At 47.0% G+C, this 18,534-nt stretch carries 22 protein-coding genes and 1 pseudogene; 8 read left to right on the plus strand and 15 right to left on the minus strand.

What is annotated here, in order from left to right:
- The first annotated feature begins 67 nt into the window (after positions 1 to 67).
- Positions 68 to 805, plus strand: coding sequence for a protein-glutamine gamma-glutamyltransferase (locus tag HAP68_RS14425; protein WP_003152133.1), 738 nt, complete (start codon positions 68 to 70; stop codon positions 803 to 805).
- Between the two features lie 17 nt (positions 806 to 822).
- Here HAP68_RS14425 and HAP68_RS14430 read toward each other — a convergent pair whose 3' ends face one another.
- The 7 genes from HAP68_RS14430 to HAP68_RS14460 form a co-directional block, all read right to left on the minus strand.
- On the minus strand, positions 823 to 1,074 hold the full coding sequence (locus HAP68_RS14430) for a hypothetical protein (RefSeq protein ID WP_014305693.1): 252 nt from the start codon (positions 1,072 to 1,074) through the stop codon (positions 823 to 825).
- 25 nt (positions 1,075 to 1,099) lie between these two features.
- Complete coding sequence (locus tag HAP68_RS14435) at positions 1,100 to 2,131, minus strand: NAD(P)H-dependent flavin oxidoreductase (protein WP_024085728.1); 1,032 nt, start codon at positions 2,129 to 2,131, stop codon at positions 1,100 to 1,102.
- Positions 2,128 to 2,544 (minus strand): secondary thiamine-phosphate synthase enzyme YjbQ, encoded by a 417-nt coding sequence (locus HAP68_RS14440; RefSeq protein ID WP_024085729.1) that lies wholly within the window; start codon positions 2,542 to 2,544, stop codon positions 2,128 to 2,130. Before HAP68_RS14440 ends, HAP68_RS14435 begins: the two co-directional genes overlap by 4 nt.
- A 121-nt stretch (positions 2,545 to 2,665) precedes the next feature.
- A complete protein-coding gene (locus HAP68_RS14445; protein WP_024085730.1) occupies positions 2,666 to 4,324 on the minus strand; it encodes a glycoside hydrolase family 13 protein in 1,659 nt (552 codons plus the stop codon).
- 89 nt (positions 4,325 to 4,413) lie between these two features.
- Positions 4,414 to 5,703, minus strand: a complete 1,290-nt coding sequence (locus tag HAP68_RS14450) for a hemolysin family protein (protein WP_014305697.1) — start codon at positions 5,701 to 5,703, stop codon at positions 4,414 to 4,416.
- A gap of 42 nt (positions 5,704 to 5,745) precedes the next feature.
- Complete coding sequence (locus tag HAP68_RS14455) at positions 5,746 to 6,423, minus strand: zinc metallopeptidase (protein WP_003152125.1); 678 nt, start codon at positions 6,421 to 6,423, stop codon at positions 5,746 to 5,748.
- A 46-nt stretch (positions 6,424 to 6,469) separates the two neighbouring features.
- Positions 6,470 to 6,733, minus strand: a complete 264-nt coding sequence (locus HAP68_RS14460; protein WP_014305698.1) for a YuzI family membrane protein — start codon at positions 6,731 to 6,733, stop codon at positions 6,470 to 6,472.
- Positions 6,734 to 6,865: 132 nt separating this feature from the next.
- Here HAP68_RS14460 and HAP68_RS14465 point away from each other — a divergent pair, with 132 nt between their 5' ends.
- Complete coding sequence (locus HAP68_RS14465) at positions 6,866 to 7,120, plus strand: protein mistic (protein WP_003152123.1); 255 nt, start codon at positions 6,866 to 6,868, stop codon at positions 7,118 to 7,120.
- Entirely contained in the window at positions 7,117 to 8,103 is a 987-nt protein-coding gene (locus tag HAP68_RS14470; protein ID WP_024085731.1) for a potassium channel family protein, read from the plus strand. The genes HAP68_RS14465 and HAP68_RS14470 overlap by 4 nt, the downstream gene beginning before the upstream one ends.
- On the opposite strand, the gene HAP68_RS14475 is transcribed toward HAP68_RS14470, so the two are convergent.
- The 3 genes from HAP68_RS14475 to HAP68_RS14485 are packed head-to-tail and all read right to left on the minus strand — an operon-like array spanning position 8,100 to position 10,299.
- The gene (locus HAP68_RS14475) at positions 8,100 to 8,504 is read right to left on the minus strand and encodes a YugN-like family protein (RefSeq protein WP_003152121.1); all 405 of its coding nucleotides are present in this window, start codon (positions 8,502 to 8,504) and stop codon (positions 8,100 to 8,102) included. The two genes, HAP68_RS14470 and HAP68_RS14475, sit on opposite strands and share 4 nt — an antisense overlap.
- Before the next feature lie 22 nt (positions 8,505 to 8,526).
- Positions 8,527 to 8,925: a hypothetical protein gene (locus HAP68_RS14480; protein ID WP_015387795.1), complete on the minus strand. Its 399-nt coding sequence runs from the start codon at positions 8,923 to 8,925 to the stop codon at positions 8,527 to 8,529.
- Between the two features lie 21 nt (positions 8,926 to 8,946).
- On the minus strand, positions 8,947 to 10,299 hold the full coding sequence (locus tag HAP68_RS14485; protein ID WP_024085732.1) for a glucose-6-phosphate isomerase: 1,353 nt from the start codon (positions 10,297 to 10,299) through the stop codon (positions 8,947 to 8,949).
- Positions 10,300 to 10,511: 212 nt separating this feature from the next.
- On the opposite strand from HAP68_RS14485, the pseudogene HAP68_RS19860 reads away from it, so the two are divergent.
- The 3 genes and pseudogenes from HAP68_RS19860 to ycaC form a co-directional block, all read left to right on the plus strand.
- A pseudogene (locus HAP68_RS19860) lies at positions 10,512 to 10,591 on the plus strand (VOC family protein); the annotation flags it as partial.
- 175 nt (positions 10,592 to 10,766) lie between these two features.
- Positions 10,767 to 11,333 (plus strand): NADPH-dependent FMN reductase, encoded by a 567-nt coding sequence (locus HAP68_RS14490; RefSeq protein WP_024085733.1) that lies wholly within the window; start codon positions 10,767 to 10,769, stop codon positions 11,331 to 11,333.
- Positions 11,334 to 11,457: 124 nt separating this feature from the next.
- Positions 11,458 to 12,102, plus strand: coding sequence for an isochorismate family cysteine hydrolase YcaC (gene ycaC, locus HAP68_RS14495; protein WP_014305702.1), 645 nt, complete (start codon positions 11,458 to 11,460; stop codon positions 12,100 to 12,102).
- 254 nt (positions 12,103 to 12,356) lie between these two features.
- Here the strand turns inward: ycaC and HAP68_RS14500 are convergent, their stop codons facing one another.
- Both HAP68_RS14500 and HAP68_RS14505 read right to left on the minus strand, forming a co-directional pair.
- The gene (locus tag HAP68_RS14500) at positions 12,357 to 13,529 is read right to left on the minus strand and encodes an iron-containing alcohol dehydrogenase (protein ID WP_024085734.1); all 1,173 of its coding nucleotides are present in this window, start codon (positions 13,527 to 13,529) and stop codon (positions 12,357 to 12,359) included.
- An 87-nt stretch (positions 13,530 to 13,616) separates the two neighbouring features.
- Positions 13,617 to 14,780, minus strand: coding sequence for an iron-containing alcohol dehydrogenase (locus HAP68_RS14505; RefSeq protein ID WP_024085735.1), 1,164 nt, complete (start codon positions 14,778 to 14,780; stop codon positions 13,617 to 13,619).
- A 230-nt stretch (positions 14,781 to 15,010) separates the two neighbouring features.
- On the opposite strand from HAP68_RS14505, the gene HAP68_RS14510 reads away from it, so the two are divergent.
- Positions 15,011 to 15,247: a DUF378 domain-containing protein gene (locus tag HAP68_RS14510; protein ID WP_003152104.1), complete on the plus strand. Its 237-nt coding sequence runs from the start codon at positions 15,011 to 15,013 to the stop codon at positions 15,245 to 15,247.
- Between the two features lie 47 nt (positions 15,248 to 15,294).
- Here the strand turns inward: HAP68_RS14510 and yugI are convergent, their stop codons facing one another.
- From yugI to HAP68_RS14525, 3 genes are all read right to left on the minus strand, one after another.
- Positions 15,295 to 15,687 (minus strand): S1 domain-containing post-transcriptional regulator GSP13, encoded by a 393-nt coding sequence (yugI, locus tag HAP68_RS14515; protein ID WP_003152102.1) that lies wholly within the window; start codon positions 15,685 to 15,687, stop codon positions 15,295 to 15,297.
- Positions 15,688 to 15,883: 196 nt separating this feature from the next.
- Complete coding sequence (locus HAP68_RS14520) at positions 15,884 to 17,053, minus strand: aminotransferase (protein WP_014305705.1); 1,170 nt, start codon at positions 17,051 to 17,053, stop codon at positions 15,884 to 15,886.
- Positions 17,054 to 17,554, minus strand: coding sequence for an Lrp/AsnC family transcriptional regulator (locus tag HAP68_RS14525; protein ID WP_003152098.1), 501 nt, complete (start codon positions 17,552 to 17,554; stop codon positions 17,054 to 17,056).
- Positions 17,555 to 17,706: 152 nt separating this feature from the next.
- Between HAP68_RS14525 and HAP68_RS14530 the strand changes: the two genes are divergently transcribed.
- Positions 17,707 to 18,528 (plus strand): alpha/beta fold hydrolase, encoded by an 822-nt coding sequence (locus HAP68_RS14530; protein WP_003152096.1) that lies wholly within the window; start codon positions 17,707 to 17,709, stop codon positions 18,526 to 18,528.
- The last annotated feature ends 6 nt before the right edge of the window (positions 18,529 to 18,534 follow it).

The raw sequence follows: 18,534 nt of genomic DNA on the forward strand, positions 1-18,534 counted from the left end.
TTTATCACTTGATTTTCATTGCCCAAGCTTCCTGCATACCTTATAAAAAAAGATAGGGGGCGCGCAGATGATTATCATATCCGGCCAAGTGCTTCGGCCTCAGGACATCGCGAACTGGCAGACGGAAGAAAGCCTTGTTCCGTATATAAATGAACTGCTCAATTCTCCCGTACAATTCGATTACGGGTCGATTGCTGAACTGATGTTCGAGGTGCGGCTGCGCCGCCATATTGTGGAAGCCGCAAGAGAACTGCACGGATCAGGTGTGAAATTTGCAACTTTCGCCAAAACATACGGAAATACGGCTTATTGGAGACTGACGCCGGAAGGAGCCCTGGAGCTGAAGTACAGGATTCCCGCTTCAAAAGCGATTCGGGATATTATTGAAAACGGGGCGTTTTACGCATTTGAATGCGCTACCGCCATTGTTGTGATTTATTATCTGGCCGTCTTAAAGACAATCGGTGAAGAACGGTTTAACCGGCGCTTCCGGGATATCACTTTGTATGACTGGCACTATGAGCATCTGCCGATCTACACGGAAACCGGCAGCCACTTTTTACGGGGAGACTGTTTATATTTTAAAAATCCTGATTTTAACCCTGCAAAGGCTCAGTGGCGGGGAGAAAATGTCATTGTGATGGGGAATGATCAATATTTCGCCCACGGTCTCGGGATTCTGACCGCTGAACAAATCATCCAGAGATTGAATTCTTTAAGAAAAAAAAATGCCGTGCAGCCGGCTTATCTGCTTAACCAGGCAACAAGGCTTGATGCACCCGCGCTTTATCAGATCATGCATTAAAACAATCCCATCGTCTGTCATTGTGACGATGGGATGTGAAATGCTTTTCTTTTCCGGTAAAAAGCCGTCGTGCCGAGCGCTTGGTTTGCAGCCCATTCAAACTTCTCTAAATCATGGCGGGTGACGGCTCTGTCCCGTCTGCTCCATTTAATGGCGCGGACAAAGTAATACCCTTTAATCGGCGCCATGGTGACTTTGGAATGCGGAAAATCTTCAAAGACAAACTCAATAGTCCCTCTTTTTTTATAGGACATTTGAAGAATCTTCATCATCCATCACCTCACGATTTCTGGATTATGATTCGCACAATCTGTCCAAAACGGTTTTCACGTCTGTCGGCCCCTCAAGTTTCGCGGCGGACTGGCCGGCCCATAAAGACATATGCTCCGCGTCTCCTGATTGAGCCGCGTGCCCGCGCATCGGCTTTGTCAGCGTATTATGCAGCGGATAAGGCAGCGTTTTTCCCTCGTCAGCTTCATATGTTTTCATGAACTGATTCACGATTCCCCGCGCCTGTTTTCCTGAAAACAGGGTGGTCAGCCGCGTATCGGCTCCTTTTGATTCGGCAATGGCTTTTTGATATGCCGGTGAGGCGCTGCTTTCTTCACAAAGGAGAAACGGTGTTCCTACTTGAACGCCGTCCGCACCCAAACATCGGGCCGCCTGCACCCCGCGGCGGTCAAAAATGCCGCCTGCCGCAATCACCGGGATATTCAGCGTGTCTTTAGCCTGCGGAATCAGCGCCATAAGGCCGAGAGCCGGTTCTCCTTTAACCGGCAGAAACGACCCGCGATGCCCGCCGGCTTCTATTCCCTGAAGGATAACGGCGTCCATTCCCCGTTCTTCAAAAGCCTTCGCTTCCTCCGGCGTTGTCGCCGTGCCGAAAAGGAAACAACCGCTTTCCTTCAGCTTTTCCGCCGTTTTTTCCGGCGGCAGGCCGAAGGTGAATGAACACGCTTTGACTCCGTAACGGATCAGAAGCTCCGCTTTTTCCTCGAAATCATTCCATTCTTCTTTCAGATCAGAGAACGGCTTGGCGTCTTTTGCCCTCGGAATGCGGGCTTTCCATTTTTCAACAAGTTCCGCCTCAGGCATCTGTCTTTCTTCCGGGACGAAAAGATTTACTTGAAAGGAGCGGTCCGTCAGCTCTTTCATCTCGATAAGCTGTTTTTCAAGCGCTTGCGGGCTGACGTATCCTGAAGCGAGGCTTCCGAGCGCCCCTTCATTTGATACCGCCGAAGCCAGACGCGGCGTGACCAGCCCGCCGGCCATCGGGGCCTGAATGACGGGCTTTGTTAATGATAACGGACTCATCCACTCACTCATTTGTTTTCCTCCGTTTCAGCCAGTATTTTGATATAACATGTTCTGTTTCGCGGACCGTCAAATTCGCAAAAATAAACGCCCTGCCATGTTCCGAGTATCAGGCGCCCGTCTTCTATGATGACATGCTGAGAGGCGCCGGTTGTACTCGCTTTCATATGTGCCGCCGTATTTCCCTCCATATGCCGGTCCAGTTCGTGCTCCCACGGATATATTTCATCAAACCTTCTGAGCATATCCCTCTTCACATCCGGGTCGGCTTTTTCATTGATGGTAATGCCGGCGGTGGTATGGGGACAGTATATGAGCGCCAAACCGTTTTTTACGCCTGTTTCGCGGAGAAACAATTCGGCTTCATGTGTGATGTCGATCATTTCATCCCTTTTGTTTGTTTGAATCTGCAATTTTTTCAGCATATGAATGCCTCCTTTCTTTTTCTCTTCCTTTCCCATATTCGTTTCTGTATTTGTCTTTTCCTGTCGGATCGCGATGATAAACGCAGATCACAAAAAACTTCAGCCTCGGGACTGAAGTTTTTCACCATATATATACGCGGGCCTCATAAGGCTTTAAGAGGAAGGATGTCACATGGCGGTGCGCTTCTGTTTCCGCGTTTGCAAGCACGAGAGAATCGGAGTCAAGCGGATAACCGGGATGCCTGTATAAAGCGGGGGTTCGGGACAGATTTGTGATGATCAGGGCGGATTTTGTTCCGTTTTTTCTTAGATAGGCATAAATCTGCCGGTCATTCGGAAGCAGCAATTCATATGTGCCGCTGATCAATACGCCGTGTTCTTTTCTGAGGGCGAGCAGCCGTTTGTAGAAATGGTATACGGATGTTTCATCCTGCAATTGTGATGCAGCGTTCAGCCATGTGTGATTCGAATTCACTCCGAGCCACGGAGAAGCATCAGAAAACCCGCCGTTCGCCTCACCGCTCCATTGCATCGGTGTCCGTGAATTATCCCGGCCCTTCTTCCAGATGATCTTCATCACTTGTTCATGCGGAACGCCGCGGGACGTCTCTTTTTCATACAGATATTTAATTGCGGCGTCATCATAATCTTCAATGGATGGGAACGAAACATTGGTCATGCCGAGCTCCTGTCCCTGGTAAATAAACGGCGTGCCTTTCATCAGCATATACATCACGGCGAGTGCCTTGGCGCTTTCTGTCAAAAACCGTTCGTCACCCCATACCGAAACGGATCGGGGCTGGTCGTGATTTTCCATAAATAACGCATTCCAGCCCTTTCCTTCAAGGCTGTACTGCCAGCCGGACAAGACGCGCTTAAGCGCCGGAATGGAAATGCTTTGATCATCTTCCGTATCCCAGAGGCCGAGATGTTCAAATTGAAAAATCATTTGAAAGACGCCGTTTTCTTCACCGGCCCAATCAGCCGCCTCCCAAGCCGCCACTCCGTTCGCCTCGCCGACCGTCATGATCGGATAGCGCGAAAATGTTTCCCGCTTCAGCTCTTTTAAGTGATCCATTATGCCTTCCCCATTCATATGATACGGGAAAGACGGGACGTACGGGAGACCGTCCGGGTTCGGCATGTCAGGGAGTCCTTCTTTTTTCTTAATGTGAGAAATGGCATCCACCCGGAAGCCGTCTATGCCTTTATCAAGCCACCAGCGAACCATCTCATAAACGGACTGCCTCATCGCTTCGTTTTCCCAATTTAAATCAGGCTGTTTTTTGTCAAACAGGTGCAGGTAATACTGGCCGGTCTCTTGATCATATTCCCACGCCGATCCGCCGAAAATGCTTTCCCAATTATTCGGCTCTTTGCCGTTTTTTCCGTCTCTCCAGATGTACCAGTCCCGTTTTTCGGAATCTTTCGCTGAGCGTGATTCGATAAACCAAGGGTGCTCATCGCTTGTATGGTTGATGACGAGGTCTATAATCAGCTTCATGCCGAGCGCATGGACATCCGCAAGGAGCCGGTCAAAATCCTCCATCGTCCCGAATTCGCCGGCAATTTGTTTATAATTCCGAATATCGTAGCCGTTGTCCGCGCCCGGCGAGTCAAAAACGGGACAAAGCCAGATCACATCCGCCCCCAACTCTTTTATGTAATGAAGCTTTGCTCTGATGCCGTTAATATCGCCGATTCCGTCCCCGTTCGAATCCATAAAGCTTCGGGGATAAATTTGATAGACGGCCGCCGTTTTCCACCAATCCGTTTTCATACCGACACTCCTTTCTTTACAGCATATGAAGGAGCGGGACGAAGAAGCATTTTTTCCATAAAAAAAGCCTCATTGCAAAAGCAGGAGGCTCAGAAATCAGTTTTTTTAATCTCAACGAAGCGGATATGATGGTCTTCCGCTTCCAGCACCTTAAATTCACACCCTTCGGCATGAAACACATCACCATTTTTCAGCTCCATTTTTTGTGTTAAGAGCCAGCCGGCAATCGTGTCAATGTCTTCATTTTCGATGGCGATATCAAGGAGATCATTCACCTCTTCTATGAGCGCCTTGCCGTCCATCACATAATGGTGTTCGCCTTTTTTGACGATGTGGGGCATTTCATCCTGGTCATATTCATCACGGATTTCCCCGACGATTTCCTCCAATATGTCTTCGACGGTCACAAGTCCCGCCGTGCCGCCGTATTCGTCAACGAGAATCGCCATATGAATCCGCTCCTTCTGCATGCGGATCAAAAGCTCCTGAACGGGGATGCTTTCAATGACTCTGATGACCGGACGCATCATTTCTTTTAATTCAATGGAGCGGCCGAGAAAATACGCTTTAAATAAATCCTTATTGTTAATAATGCCGAGAATGTGATCTTTGTCTTCCTTAATAACCGGATATCGCGTATACCGTTCGTTGATGATCAAATGTATGGCTTCATCAACTGACTGTTCAAGCGAGATGACGGCGATTTCGGTGCGCGGCACCATGATTTCTCTGGCGACCCGGTTATCGAATTCAAATATTTTATTGACGTAACGGAATTCAGATTGATTGATTTGACCTTTTTTATAGCTTTCGGACAAAATCAGCCGCAATTCTTCTTCACTGACCACGACCTCATGTTCTTTCACCGAATGAAAACCGAACAGCTTGACCAAAAATCCGGCTGAGCCGTTTAACAGCTTAATAAACGGATACATCACTTTATAAAACAGAATGAGCGGTTTCGCCGTCCACAGACTGACAGCTTCGGCTTTTTGAATGGATATCGTTTTCGGCGCAAGCTCTCCGATGACGACGTGCAGATACGTGACGGCGATAAACGCCGCAATAAACGTGACGACGTGCGTAATAGATGACGGCATTCCGATCAGGCTGAAAACAGGATGAAGAAGCCGCTGAATCGTCGGTTCACCGAGCCAGCCGAGTCCGAGCGCCGTAATCGTAATGCCGAGCTGGCACGCTGATAAATATTCATCGAGATTTGAAATCACCCTGTGCGCCGCGAGCGCCCGGCTGTCTCCGGTTTCAACCAGCTCCGCGATTTTTGAACCGCGGATTTTGACAATCGCAAATTCCGCAGCGACAAAGATGGCCGTTAATCCGATTAACAGCATAATGAGAATCAGTTTTAATATAAGCAAAAAAACCCCTACCGCAAACGGTAAGGGGCCACCTCCTTCGTGTTAATTCTCATCACGACCATTTAAGAAAATCATCACAAAACGAAGCAGCTCGAATAATGAAACGAGCGCCGCAGCCACATACGTCAGCGCGGCGGCGTTCAGCACTTTATTCACGCCGTGTTCTTCACTGTTGCGAATGAATCCTTCCGACACGATAATCCGCTTCGCCCTCGCGCTGGCATTAAACTCGACAGGCAGTGTGACAAGCTGGAAAAAAACAGCGGCCGAAAACAAAATAATGCCGAGTCCGATTAAGTTCAAGCTGCCCAGGAGCATCCCGCCCAAGAAAAGCAGAGGGGCAACCCCGGAGGCAAAATTGACGACCGGAAAAATTTTGTGCCTCAGCACAAGCGCGCCGTATGATTCCTGATGCTGCAAAGCATGTCCGACTTCATGGGAAGCGACGGAAATGGCGGAAATGGAGCGGCCGTAATATACCGGCTCAGATAAACGCACCACCCGCTCCGTCGGGTCGTAATGGTCTGTTAAAGTGCCTCTTACCGGTTCTACCGGCACATCATATAAACCGTTAATATCAAGAATCCGTCTTGCCGTTTCCGCCCCCGTCCGCTGACTGGAGGCTTCCACGTCTGAGTATTTCTGAAAATTGCTTTTCACTTTAAATTGTGCCCAAAACGACAAACCCAATGCAGCAATTGTTAAAAAGATAAACAGCATATTATCCTCTTCCTTTTTCTCTTATATCGTACGATCTGCTTATATATTATTTTAATGATTGCCCGCTTTCCTGTACAGAAATCCGCTTCTTTTTTCTGACAGGAATCAACCCTCCGAGCATGATGAGGATACACCCGGCCATTCCGATGTAAAACGGAAACGTGCCTGCGGTCTCTTTTGCAAAAACAAGCCATGAAAATCCGCCGGACATATGATTGTATCCATTCAAATCGAAAATAAGCAATACGGCCGCCGAAGCGAGCAGCTGCGCTCCGGCCAGCGCCGCCAGCAGTTTTTGAATGACTGTCATTTGACTCACCCTTTTTCGGTCCGCTTTCTTTATCATATGAAAAAATAAGGGTGAATATGTTTTCGGCGATTTTTGAAAGACATCAAATGAACTGGGACATACTGTATAAAAAAAGATACAGGTGTGATCGACATGAAAGTGACAAATGGCGAGAAAGAACAGCTGAGCAATGCGATAGACAGAATGAACGAAGGGCTTGACGCCTTCATCCAGCTCTATAATGAATCGGAAAACGACGAACCTCTCATTCAGTTTGAAGATGAGACGGCCGATTTAATCAGACATGCGCGTGACTCATACGGCCAGGAACAGCTGGACGAAAAACTAAACACCATTATTAAGCAGATTTTATCCATCTCTCTGTCGAAAGAAGAGCCGGACGAATGAAATCAAACCGTATTTTTATTTCCTGGCTGAGATGGCCGTTATATGTTCGGATCGGGCTGATCATTATCGCCTTGATTTTATTGTTCGGCCAACTCATTTACATGCTCGAACCGAAGCAATTCACGTCTGTGTTTGAAGGGGTTTGGTGGGCGGTCATTACGGTGGCCACAGTCGGCTACGGCGATTACGTTCCGCAGACGCCGCTCGGGCAGATTGCCGGCATGGTGCTTGTATTAAGCGGAGCGAGTTTTGTGACCGCCTATTTCGCCACGCTTTCTTCAGCCGTGTTCAGCAAACAGCACCGCTATGTCGAAGGGAAGGTCGCCTTTAAAGGCAAGGGGCACGTCATTCTTATCGGATGGAACGAAAAATCGCATATGCTGCTGAAAGAGCTGCAGCACATCGCACCGTCAAAAACTGTCGTCCTGATTGATGATTCATTAAGGGAAGGTCCGCTTATTGAAAACGTCCATTTCATCCGCGGACATGCCGCTGATGACAGCACGCTCAATAAGGCGAATATTACGGAAGCTGATACCGTCATTCTGACAGCGGACCAGCAGAAAAATGAATCCGAAGCTGATATGCTGTCGGTATTAACGCTTCTCGCCATCAAAGGGCTGCATCCGTCTGTTTATTGTATCGTAGAAATTTTAACGGAACGGTATGTCAAAAACGCCGAGCGCGCAGGAGCCAATAAGATTCTGTGCACATCACGCCTGTCGAGCCGGGTGATGTTTGAGCATTACCGGGTCAAGCTGCAGCTTGCCAAACCGCAAACGCTGTCAGATCTGACGCTGGAGAAAAAGGTTCGCATCATTCCCGTCCCCGAGGAACTAAAGGGCTCATCTTATCATGACTGCGCGCTCTATTATCTCAGACGGAATACCACGATCATCGGCATACAAAAAGAAGAGGGGCCGATGCTGACCCCTCCCCTGTCATACCAGGTGCTCGATACTGATCTGTTTTTGGCTCTTTAATGCAGCAGGACGTCTTCCAGCTCTTTCACAAGCGAGATGCCGATATCTGTATATGAGCGGTCAATTGCCGCATCCCGCCGTTTCGGCTCGGAGAATTGGTTGAATAATGACTCAAAAACACCGCCGCCTGCTGCATCATCCGTTTCCTGCTGATAAACGTGCCTCAGCAAAAAGGGTGTGCCGATTGTAACGGCGGCCCCCCGTTCATCCAGGTGTCCCTTATTTGCTTCAACAGGGATACGGAGAAATAAATAGCCGTCCTGATCGGAAATTTTGTAATCAAAGAACCCGCGGTCATACTCCCAGCCGCCTCCGATGGTATAACCGATCGGTTTCATCACCTGTTCCAGTTCGCGGAGTAAAAACGATTGCCCTTCAAGTGAAGATGGTATGCTGATCATGTGCATATGCTCCTTTTTGTCTTTAGCGTCCCCGCTCTGCGGTATCTTCATACGGCGTCCGGGAAGAATCGGGAGCGGCAGACAGACGCTGAAAAGAGGTGACGGCGCATTCAATCAGAACATACGTCACAATTGCGGAGAGAGCGGCTTCCGTTGAAATATAGAAAACGGCGGCATAGAGACAGCACTTCGTGATCAGCGTATGCATCCGGCCAATCTTCAGTTTCAGCCGGACCATGTCCGTAAACAAGCCGAGAGGGAAAGCGAAAAACAGGATGGTTTGCAAGAGGGATTCGGGAGACAGTTTTAGTGCCGAATAGACGATAGCGGCGGAACAGACGGAAATGAAGACATGCTTACATAAAAGCCGCATCAATTCATCATCACACCTTTCACGGTTTAAAAAAGGCTGACCCGTCATGCTGAGGGCCAGCCCTTCTTTTTATTTTTCAAGGCGTTTTTCAAGCTCTGCTTTTTTCTCTTCAAAGCCCGGTTTGCCGAGAAGCGCGAACATATTCACCTTATAGGCTTCAACACCCGGCTGATCAAACGGGTTGACTCCGAGCAGATAACCGCTCATCGCCACCGCTTTTTCAAAGAAATAAACGAGATATCCAAATGTATATGCGTTAAGCTCCGGAACATTGACAATTAAGTTAGGCACTTTTCCGTCTGTATGGGCAAGCATCGTGCCTTCGAACGCTTTTTTGTTGACGAAATCGACCGTTTTGCCGGCTAAGTAATTTAAGCCGTCGAGATCATTTTCCGCTTCTTCAATTGTCAGCTCATGCTTCGGTTTTTCAACGTTTAATACGGTTTCAAACAGATCGCGTCTGCCTTCCTGCACGTATTGACCGAGAGAGTGAAGGTCTGTTGAGAAGTTAGCGGAAGAAGGATAGATGCCTTTTTCATCTTTTCCTTCACTTTCGCCGAAGAGCTGCTTCCACCATTCAGCAAAGTATTGCAGCGCAGGCTCATAGTTGATGAGCATTTCAATGGTTCTGCCTTTATTATACAGAACGTTGCGGACGACGGCGTATTGGTAAGCCGCGTTCTCTTCTAATTCCGAGCTGGAAAAGTCTTTGCTTGCATCAAGAGCGCCTTTCATCATTTCATCGATATCAGCCCCGCTTACCGCAATCGGCAGAAGGCCTACCGCAGTCAGAACGGAGAAACGTCCGCCGACATCATCAGGAATAACGAATGATTCGAAGCCTTCTTCATTAGAAAGCGTTTTTAAAGCGCCGCGTTCTTTATCTGTTGTCGCGTAAATCCGCGCTTTCGCTTCTTCTTTTCCGTATTTTTCTTCAAGAAGTTTGCGGAAAATCCGGAAAGCGATTGCAGGTTCCGTCGTCGTGCCTGACTTAGAAATGACATTGATAGAGAAATCAGCGTCTTCCAAAAGATCCATAACATCTTTCATATAAGTTGAGCTGATATTATTGCCGATAAAGATAACTTGAGGGTTTTTGCGCTTATCTTTCGGCAGAACATTATAGAAAGAATGATTGAGCGCTTCAATCGCCGCGCGGGCGCCTAAGTATGAACCGCCGATACCCACGACGAGAAGCACGTCAGAATCTGATTTGATTTTTTCAGCGCTTTTTTTAATGCGCGCGAATTCTTCTTTATCATAGTTTTCAGGGAGGTCCACCCAGCCTAAAAAGTCGCTTCCGGCGCCTGTTTTTTCATGGATATTATGGTGTGCCGTTTTTACGAAATCACGTGCGTATGTAAGTTCATGTTCATTGAAAAAAGGTAACGCTCTTGAGTAATCAAAGCGTACATGCGTCATTTGCTTGTCCCTCCATCACGGTGAATTGTTTTCTCTTTCACTTTATATGAACTCACCCGCTAAATCAAGTCATGAAGAAGGCATGATGAATACGGGATTTGCGCTAAATATGCGTTCATTTTTTATACAATATTCGAGATGGTTATATTTGTATTAACGGTGAGAGGGATAACGAATCGAATGACTTGCAATTGCAGACATCCAAGAACATGTCCGATTTCTATGCGGGTGTGTTAGGGTTCCGTAACAGACCGTGAATGTTGGTGATCCAGGAACGTATCACATTTACTTTGAAGCAGGATGACATCCATCGCCAATACCCATGGGACGGTTCTTTTTATATAGTACTCCTCTTGAGAGGCTGCCAATCAGTCATATTAAGGTATAAATGTCCATTTTTAAAAATAGTGTCTATATTTGGGTTATCATGTTAAGATGAAAATAATTTTAAACCGGGAGGTGATTTTATGACTAAAACCATTGGTCTTATTTGTGGAAGTTTACGAAAAAAATCGTATAATCGAGTGATTGCTCAATCATTGATTGACTTCGATAATGCGGCTCAATTTCGCTGGGTTGAAATAGACAGTCTTCCTTTTTTTAACGAAGATTTAGAAATCGCCGGAGCACCAGACTCCGTAACATCCTTTAGAGCTGATATACGAGACGTTGACGGCGTCATCATTGTAAGTCCAGAGTACAATTCCGGAATCCCGGGGGTATTAAAAAATGCATTGGACTGGGCATCGAGACCGCGGACCTCTTCCGTTTTAAACAGAAAACCGGTTGGCTTAATCGGAGCAACCCCCGGAGGGTTCGGCACCTCTTTTGGTCAAATGCAAATGAGAGAAGTACTCGAAGCTATGCAAGTCAATGTTCTGCCCTTTCAAAAAATGCTGATTTCGCAAGTCCATGAGAAAATTGATTCCGCTCAACACATACTTACGGATGAACAAACAAAACGTTATCTTCAACGCTATTTACAACAGTTCATCCATTGGATTGATCATGCTCCGGTTCCCGTTCCGGATTAATTGAAAGATCATCACCTTCACGAAAAGTCACTTCAGAAATAACTTTCTACCTATACAGTATATGAATAGATTTACCGTTTTCCATTGACAAACTGACTTGCCTTAATTCAAGGAGGATGATAAAATGTCTGATCTTTATTCCCGTCTTTCAAAAGATGATGCTGCCGTGCTTTTAGTTGACCATCAAACCGGCCTTATTTCCGGTCTCGTGCGTGACTATGGCGTTGATGAATTTAAAAACAATGTATTGGCTCTCGGTGATACGGCTAAATTCTTTGATTTACCGGTTATTTTAACAACCAGCTTTGAAAATGGACCCAACGGACCGCTCATGCAAGAACTCGTTGATCTCTTTCCTGATGCGCCAAAAATAGCCCGTCCGGGACAAATTAATGCATGGGACAATGAAGACTTTGTTAAAGCCATTGAAGCGACCGGCAAAAAACAGCTGATTATCGCGGGGGTGGTAACAGACGTCTGCGTTGCTTTTCCTGCGCTTTCTGCCATTAAAGCAGGCTACGAAGTGTTTGTTGTGACAGATGCTTCGGGGACGTTTAATAAGCAAGTAGCAGATGCATCATTAACCCGTATGGCTCATGGCGGCGCGCAGCTTATGAACTGGTTCAGCACAGCATGCGAGCTTCAGCGTGATTGGCGCAACGATGTTGAAGGTTTTGGCGCATTAATCTCCAGTCATCTTCCCGGTTATCAAAACTTAATGGGAAGCTATATGGGGGCGCAGCGGGACCTTAGTACACAAAATGCATAAAAAGGAGCGCTGATTGAATCAGCGCCCCTTTTTTAAATTCGCGGCTCTTCATCTTCGTGATTTAGATTTCGTGTAAATAGATGACAGGTAATCGCAAAGTTAATTGTTCCTTTACGGATGAAACGATTTCCATAGTTGTCTCATGGAAAAGGGTGTTTCACTTGTTCCTAATGAACTAATAGAAAATCCGGAAAGAGGGACTCCCAAAACGGTTACATCTGCAGCTTGAAAATCACTCCGGCCGGGAATGTATCTTACAGTGACGCCTTTAAGATGGCAAGTACGTCATCTTTGTTCAGTTTTTGGAAATTGCCGAATCCGCCGTATTCCATTTCTTTTGCGGCGATGTCTGCGATCAGCTCAAGCTTGTCTTCGCCGATGTCATAATCCGCAAGGCGGGACGGTGCGCCGAGGCTTGTCCAGAACGCGGACAATTTATCGATCCCTTCAAGCGCAATTTCTTTATCCGTTTTGCCTTCAGTATCAATGTCAAACATATTAAGCATGAGGTTTTTAAAACGGTCTACATTTGTATCAAGCGTGTATCTCATCCAGTTCGGGAACAGAATCGCAAGTCCTCCCGCGTGAGGGATGTCATAAACCGCTGATACGGCGTGCTCCATCGTATGGGAAGCCCAATCGCCGAAATAGCCCATTTGCAGCGTGCCGTTTAATGCGATCGTACCCGCGTATAAAATCGTTTCGCGGTGCTTATAGTTCTCAAGGTCTTCCAAAAGTTTCGGCGCTGTTTCAATTACCGTCTGAAGGACCGCAAAACACATTCTGTCCTGAAGCGGCGTGTTTTCAACATTATGGAAGTATTGTTCAAATACGTGGCTCATCATATCCACCATGCCGTATACGGTTTGGTTTTCCGGAACGCTGAAAGTATTCTCGGGATCTAAAATGGAGAAACGCGGATGAGTGACATTGCTGCCCCATACGAATTTTTCGTTTGTTTCCCAATTTGTGATAACGGAATCAGGGTTCATTTCAGAGCCTGTCGCCGCAAGCGTCAGCACCGTGCCGAACGGAAGCGCGTCCTGCGCCGTTACTTTTTTGCTGTAAATGTCCCATGCGTCGCCATCATATTTCGCACCGGCCGCAATCGCTTTTGTACAGTCGATGACACTTCCGCCGCCGACTGCGAGAAGGAAATCAATCTCATGCTGTCTGCACAGCTCAATTCCTTTATTTACCGTTTCCAGACGCGGGTTCGGTTCAACGCCCGCAAGTTCATGAACGGATGCGCCTTCTTCTTTTAAAATGCCTGTTACTTGGTCATACAGGCCGTTTCGCTTAATGCTGCCGCCTCCGTAAACAAGCAGCACGTTTTTCCCGTATTGCTTCAGCTCTTTTTTCAATTGGTCGATTTGACCTTTTCCGAAAATCAGTTTCGTCGGATTGCAGTACGTAAAGTTCTCCATTTATCATGACCTCCAAAAAAATCGTAAGGGAATTACTATAACACAGAAAAAAAGGAGCTGCCAATCCGGCCGCCCCCCTTTATGTTATTACAATGATGCTTTCAGTATCGCAAGCACATCTTCTTTCTGCAGTGACTTGAACTGTCCGAATGCTCCGTTTGCCATCGCTTTATCTGCAATCGTATCCAGCTTCTCATCAGAAATATCGTAATCAGCGAGTCTGTTCGGAGCGCCGAGGCTCGTCCAGAATTCAGACAGCCTGCTGATTCCTTCAAGTGCGATCTCTTCATCTGATTTGCCTGTCTCGTCAATATCGAAAACACGGACGGCAAGCTGTTTAAAGCGGGCGGGATTTTCTTTGAGCACATGTCTCATCCAGTTCGGGAACAGAATCGCTAAACCTCCGGCGTGCGGTATATCGTATACCGCTGATACCGCATGCTCGATGTTGTGTGTGGCCCAATCCCCTCTTGCGCCCATTGACAGCATTCCGTTTAATGCGATCGTGCCTGTATATAAAATCGTCTCACGAAACTCGTAGTTCTCCAGATCGTTGATCAGCTTCGGCGCTGTTTCAATCACCGTGCGCAGAAGCGATTCACACATCCGGTCCTGATACGGCGTGTTTGACGTGTGGTGGAAATATTGTTCAAACACATGGCTCATCATATCGACCATGCCGTAAATGGTGTGGTCTTTCGGAACGGTAAATGTGTTTACCGGATCGAGAATAGAGAATTTAGGGTAAACGAGCGGGCTCCCCCATCCGTATTTCTCTTGTGTCTCCCAGTTTGTGATGACTGATCCGGAGTTCATCTCTGAACCGGTCGCCGCAAGTGTCAGCACTGTTCCGAACGGCAGCGCTTCTTTCGGCTGGTGTTTTTTCGTGACGATATCCCACGCGTCGCCGTCATATTTAGCGCCCGCCGCGATGGCTTTCGTGCAGTCAATGACACTTCCGCCGCCGACGGCCAATAAGAAATCGATGCTGTTTTCTTTACAGATCGCAACACCTTTGTTCACCGTTGAGACACGCGGATTCGGCTCTACGCCTGCCAATTCATGTACGGTAACTCCTGCTTTTTTCAGCAGGTCGGTTACTTGATTATAAAGACCGCTGCGCTTAATGCTGCCGCCTCCGTATACGAGCAGTACGTTCTTTCCGTACGGCTTGATTTCTTCAGGAAGTTTTTCGACCTCTCCCTTTCCGAAAATCAATTTGGTCGGATTCCAATATGTAAAGTTTTGCATGACATCTCCTCCTTTGGATTTATATTATGCAGAAAGTTGACGTTCAATGTAAAGCAATCCGCTTTTTTGACGGCACATCACACGGTTTACAGACAGCGGTTTCCCGGGAAAGGCACTTGTACAGCTTGAGACAGTGTGTGATTTACACGGCGGAGAATGTAGTATGCATAGATTCTTTGCTTTGTCACAATCTATAACTGTTTCACGAATTTATAGAGGAGGTTGTTTACATGAGTGTTATTCAGCGTATCTGTCTCGTATTAACGATTATCGGCGCTATTAACTGGGGACTGATCGGATTTTTCCAATTTGATTTAGTAGCAGCCATCTTCGGCGGCCAAGGATCAGCTCTGTCGCGGATTATTTACGGTCTTGTCGGCATCGCCGGTCTGATCAATCTCGGCCTGCTGTTTAAGCCGAACGAAGAAACATCCCGCGAGGAAGCGGCAAATCCGGAAGTCAGATAAACATAAAAAAAGCACCGAACATACATATCCGGTGCTTTTTTTGATGGTTATTTTTTGATAAGGTCTTTGCGGTTGGACTGTTCGATCCACTCTTCAAGCTTATCTTTCAATGTGTTGAAACCTTGCGGAGCAGATGTTTCTTCAGAAACTTGTGCCGCTTTCGGTTTTCTTGGTTTGCTTTCTTTTCTTTCAGGCGCCGCTTGAGTCGCACGGATAGAAAGGCTGATTTTGCCTTTTTCTTCGTCAACCGCAAGTACTTTTACTTGTACTTCGTCACCGATAGAAAGGTGTTCATTAATGTCTTTTACGAAACCGTGAGTGACTTCAGAAATGTGAACAAGTCCTTGAGTTTCTTCATCTAATGCAACAAACGCACCATACGCTTGTAATCCTGTTACTTTACCAGTGTAAACACTGCCCACTTCAAATTTTGCTGCCATTCATAACAACTCCTAAGTTAAATTAAATACAGATTATACGCAATTTAAAATTATATCATACAAGTTTGTTTTTCGCAAAGAGAACTTTTTTACATCATCATGTTTAAGCGCAGATAAAGGGGGTATACTATGATTACGAAGGCTTTCTAGTATTCCCCCCCTTTTATTTGGATGCGAACCGGGTTCGTATCTTTTTTTATGCCCTTTTTTCAACAAACCGTTTGATTCTGACGAGCGCTTCCTGAATCTGCTCAATGGATGTCGCATAGGAACATCTGATGTAGCCTTCGCCGCTCGGGCCGAATACATTCCCCGGAACGACGGCTACTTTTTCTTCAATGAGCAGCTGTTCCGCGAATTCTTCTGAACTCATGCCGGTCGACTGAATGGAAGGAAAGGCGTAAAACGCTCCGCCGGGGTGGTGGCAGCCGAGTCCGATTTCGTTCAATGTTTCCACAATCAGGTTTCGGCGCCTCCGGTAGCTTTTTTTCATTCTTTCGACGTCTTCCTGACCGTTTTTCAGCCCTTCAAGCGCCGCGTACTGAGCCATGGAAGGCGCGCACATCATCGCGTGCTGATGAATTTTGAGCATGGCATCCCTGATCACGGGAGGCGCCGCCGTAAACCCGAGTCTCCACCCCGTCATGGCAAACGCTTTGGAGAAACCTGAAATCAAAATCGTGCGTTCCTTCATGCCGCGGATGGCTCCCATGCTCGTGAATGGCTCATCATACGTCAGCTCGGCATAAATTTCATCGGCAAGCACGATCAAGTCATGTTTTTCAGCGAAGGAAGCGATGGATTCAAGCTCTTCTTTCGAATAGACGGAACCAGTCGGATTTGACGGCGAGCATAGAAGCAGCGCTTTTGTTTTGTCCGTCAGGGCCGCTTCAAAATCGGCTGCTGATGCTTTGAAACCTTTTGCAGCTACAGTCTGAATCGGCACCGGCTTCGCCCCCGTCAGGGTCACGAGTGATTCATATGCGACAAAACACGGTTCGGGAATTAACATTTCCTCTCCGGGATTCATAATGGCGCGGACAGCGAGATCAAGCGCCTGGCTTGCCCCTACCGTAACGATCAGTTCACTGTCAGGCGAATAACTCAGGCCGAACCGCTGATCTAAATAGCGGCTGATTTCTTCTCTCAGTTCATAAAGACCCGCATTTGCCGTATAAGCCGTATAACCCTGTTCTAAAGAAAGAATACTCGCTTCCCTCACGTTCCAGGCCGTCACAAAGTCAGGCTCTCCCACTCCCAGTGAAATGACGCCTTCCATCGTAGCAGCCAGATCAAAGAATTTGCGGATGCCTGACGGTTTAATCTGCTGCACGTAGTCAGATAAATAAGAAGTCTTCGTTTCCATTTACGGAGACACCACGATTCTTTTGTCATCGTCTCCGCTTTCAAAGACTTTGCCGTCATGCTTATATTTTTTCAGGATAAAGTGCGTCGTCGTGGAAACGACGGACTCAAGGGTGGACAATTTTTCAGACACGAAGCTTGCCACGTCTGACATCGTGTTGCCGCGAATAACGACAGATAAGTCATACACCCCTGACATCAGGTACACTGATTCAACTTCCTGGAATCTGTATATCCGTTCAGCGACTTCATCAAAGCCGACATTTCGTTTCGGAGTGACTTTTACGTCAATCATCGCCGTGACGCCTTCCAAACCGTCGACTTTGCGCCAGTCGATCATCGCCGCATAATCAATGATGACTTTTTCCTTTTCAAGCTTTTCAATGATGCTTTTGACTTCTTCGGCGGGAATGTTCGCCATTTTCGCGATCGTTTCCGCATCAACGCGGCTGTTTTCGTCTAAAATTTCTAATATTTCTGTTTCTTTTTCCGTCAGCTTCATACGTTTCACACCTTTGCATTATCAAAAATCTTCATGACATTATATCACGATTTTCGACAAATGCTAAGAAAAACCCGAAAGAAACCAGAACTAAAATCTGACAATCAAAAAAGCCTTTACATTACAACAAAGAAAGGACGGCGAAGGCTCTCATGGAAGCTGTTTCACCGATTAAACGGGCCGCGATAGACGGAGTTGAACTGTATTACGAGCATTATGAAAATCCCGGCAGACAGACACTCGTCTGCGTACACGGTTTTTTATCTTCGGCATTCAGCTTCAGAAAACTGATCCCGCTGCTCAGAAACCATTATGATATTATCGCCGTTGACCTGCCTCCTTTCGGGCAATCGGAAAAGTCACGGACTTTCGTATATACTTACGCAAACCTCGCCAAGCTTCTGATCGGACTTCTGGAAAAGCTCGGTATCAGCCGGGCCGCACTCATCGGCCATTCGATGGGCGGCCAGATTTCCTTATCCGCGTCTCTTCTCAGACCCGAGCTTTTTTCTAAAATCGTCCTGCTGTGCAGCTCGGGGTATTTAAAGCGCTCGCACCCGTCGATTATATTCGGGACGCACCTCCCTTGTTTTGACCTGTATCTTAAGTATTGGCTTTCAAAAGACGGTGTGCTGAAAAACCTGTTAAATGTCGTTCACGACCGGACGCTTATCGATCAGGAAATGATTGACGGTTACGAAAAACCATTTACAGACCGCCAGATTTTCAAAGCGATGACAAGGTTCATCAGACACAGGGAGGGCGATTTAGAGCCCGAGGATTTGAAGAAAGTGCAAAACCCCGCTCTTTTAATATGGGGAGAAGAAGACCGGGTCGTTCCGGTCTCAGTCGGAAAACGGCTTCATGACGACCTGCCGGATTCCATTCTGTATTCACTCAAGGATACGGGACACCTCGTACCCGAAGAGCGCCCGGAGTTTGTTTCGGAACGGATTTTTGAATTTATTCAATAAAAAAAA

Source organism: Bacillus sp. Bvel1 (genome assembly GCF_014872755.1).
Lineage (GTDB): Bacteria > Bacillota > Bacilli > Bacillales > Bacillaceae > Bacillus > Bacillus velezensis.

What these genes read in the sequence shown, in the direction of transcription:
- HAP68_RS14465 (WP_003152123.1), top strand. Translation starts at nt 6,866, where the DNA reads ATGAAAGTGACAAATGGCGAGAAAGAACAGCTGAGCAATGCGATAGAC.
- HAP68_RS14480 (WP_015387795.1), bottom strand. Translation starts at nt 8,925, where the DNA reads ATGACGGGTCAGCCTTTTTTAAACCGTGAAAGGTGTGATGATGAATTG.
- HAP68_RS14440 (WP_024085729.1), bottom strand. Translation starts at nt 2,544, where the DNA reads ATGCTGAAAAAATTGCAGATTCAAACAAACAAAAGGGATGAAATGATC.
- HAP68_RS14455 (WP_003152125.1), bottom strand. Translation starts at nt 6,423, where the DNA reads ATGCTGTTTATCTTTTTAACAATTGCTGCATTGGGTTTGTCGTTTTGG.
- HAP68_RS14520 (WP_014305705.1), bottom strand. Translation starts at nt 17,053, where the DNA reads ATGGAAACGAAGACTTCTTATTTATCTGACTACGTGCAGCAGATTAAA.
- HAP68_RS14500 (WP_024085734.1), bottom strand. Translation starts at nt 13,529, where the DNA reads ATGGAGAACTTTACGTACTGCAATCCGACGAAACTGATTTTCGGAAAA.
- HAP68_RS14485 (WP_024085732.1), bottom strand. Translation starts at nt 10,299, where the DNA reads ATGACGCATGTACGCTTTGATTACTCAAGAGCGTTACCTTTTTTCAAT.
- HAP68_RS14510 (WP_003152104.1), top strand. Translation starts at nt 15,011, where the DNA reads ATGAGTGTTATTCAGCGTATCTGTCTCGTATTAACGATTATCGGCGCT.
- HAP68_RS14460 (WP_014305698.1), bottom strand. Translation starts at nt 6,733, where the DNA reads ATGACAGTCATTCAAAAACTGCTGGCGGCGCTGGCCGGAGCGCAGCTG.
- HAP68_RS14505 (WP_024085735.1), bottom strand. Translation starts at nt 14,780, where the DNA reads ATGCAAAACTTTACATATTGGAATCCGACCAAATTGATTTTCGGAAAG.
- ycaC (WP_014305702.1), top strand. Translation starts at nt 11,458, where the DNA reads ATGTCTGATCTTTATTCCCGTCTTTCAAAAGATGATGCTGCCGTGCTT.
- HAP68_RS14430 (WP_014305693.1), bottom strand. Translation starts at nt 1,074, where the DNA reads ATGAAGATTCTTCAAATGTCCTATAAAAAAAGAGGGACTATTGAGTTT.
- HAP68_RS14490 (WP_024085733.1), top strand. Translation starts at nt 10,767, where the DNA reads ATGACTAAAACCATTGGTCTTATTTGTGGAAGTTTACGAAAAAAATCG.
- HAP68_RS14530 (WP_003152096.1), top strand. Translation starts at nt 17,707, where the DNA reads ATGGAAGCTGTTTCACCGATTAAACGGGCCGCGATAGACGGAGTTGAA.
- HAP68_RS14425 (WP_003152133.1), top strand. Translation starts at nt 68, where the DNA reads ATGATTATCATATCCGGCCAAGTGCTTCGGCCTCAGGACATCGCGAAC.
- HAP68_RS14475 (WP_003152121.1), bottom strand. Translation starts at nt 8,504, where the DNA reads ATGATCAGCATACCATCTTCACTTGAAGGGCAATCGTTTTTACTCCGC.
- yugI (WP_003152102.1), bottom strand. Translation starts at nt 15,687, where the DNA reads ATGGCAGCAAAATTTGAAGTGGGCAGTGTTTACACTGGTAAAGTAACA.
- HAP68_RS14470 (WP_024085731.1), top strand. Translation starts at nt 7,117, where the DNA reads ATGAAATCAAACCGTATTTTTATTTCCTGGCTGAGATGGCCGTTATAT.
- HAP68_RS14525 (WP_003152098.1), bottom strand. Translation starts at nt 17,554, where the DNA reads ATGAAGCTGACGGAAAAAGAAACAGAAATATTAGAAATTTTAGACGAA.
- HAP68_RS14435 (WP_024085728.1), bottom strand. Translation starts at nt 2,131, where the DNA reads ATGAGTGAGTGGATGAGTCCGTTATCATTAACAAAGCCCGTCATTCAG.
- HAP68_RS14445 (WP_024085730.1), bottom strand. Translation starts at nt 4,324, where the DNA reads ATGAAAACGGATTGGTGGAAAACGGCGGCCGTCTATCAAATTTATCCC.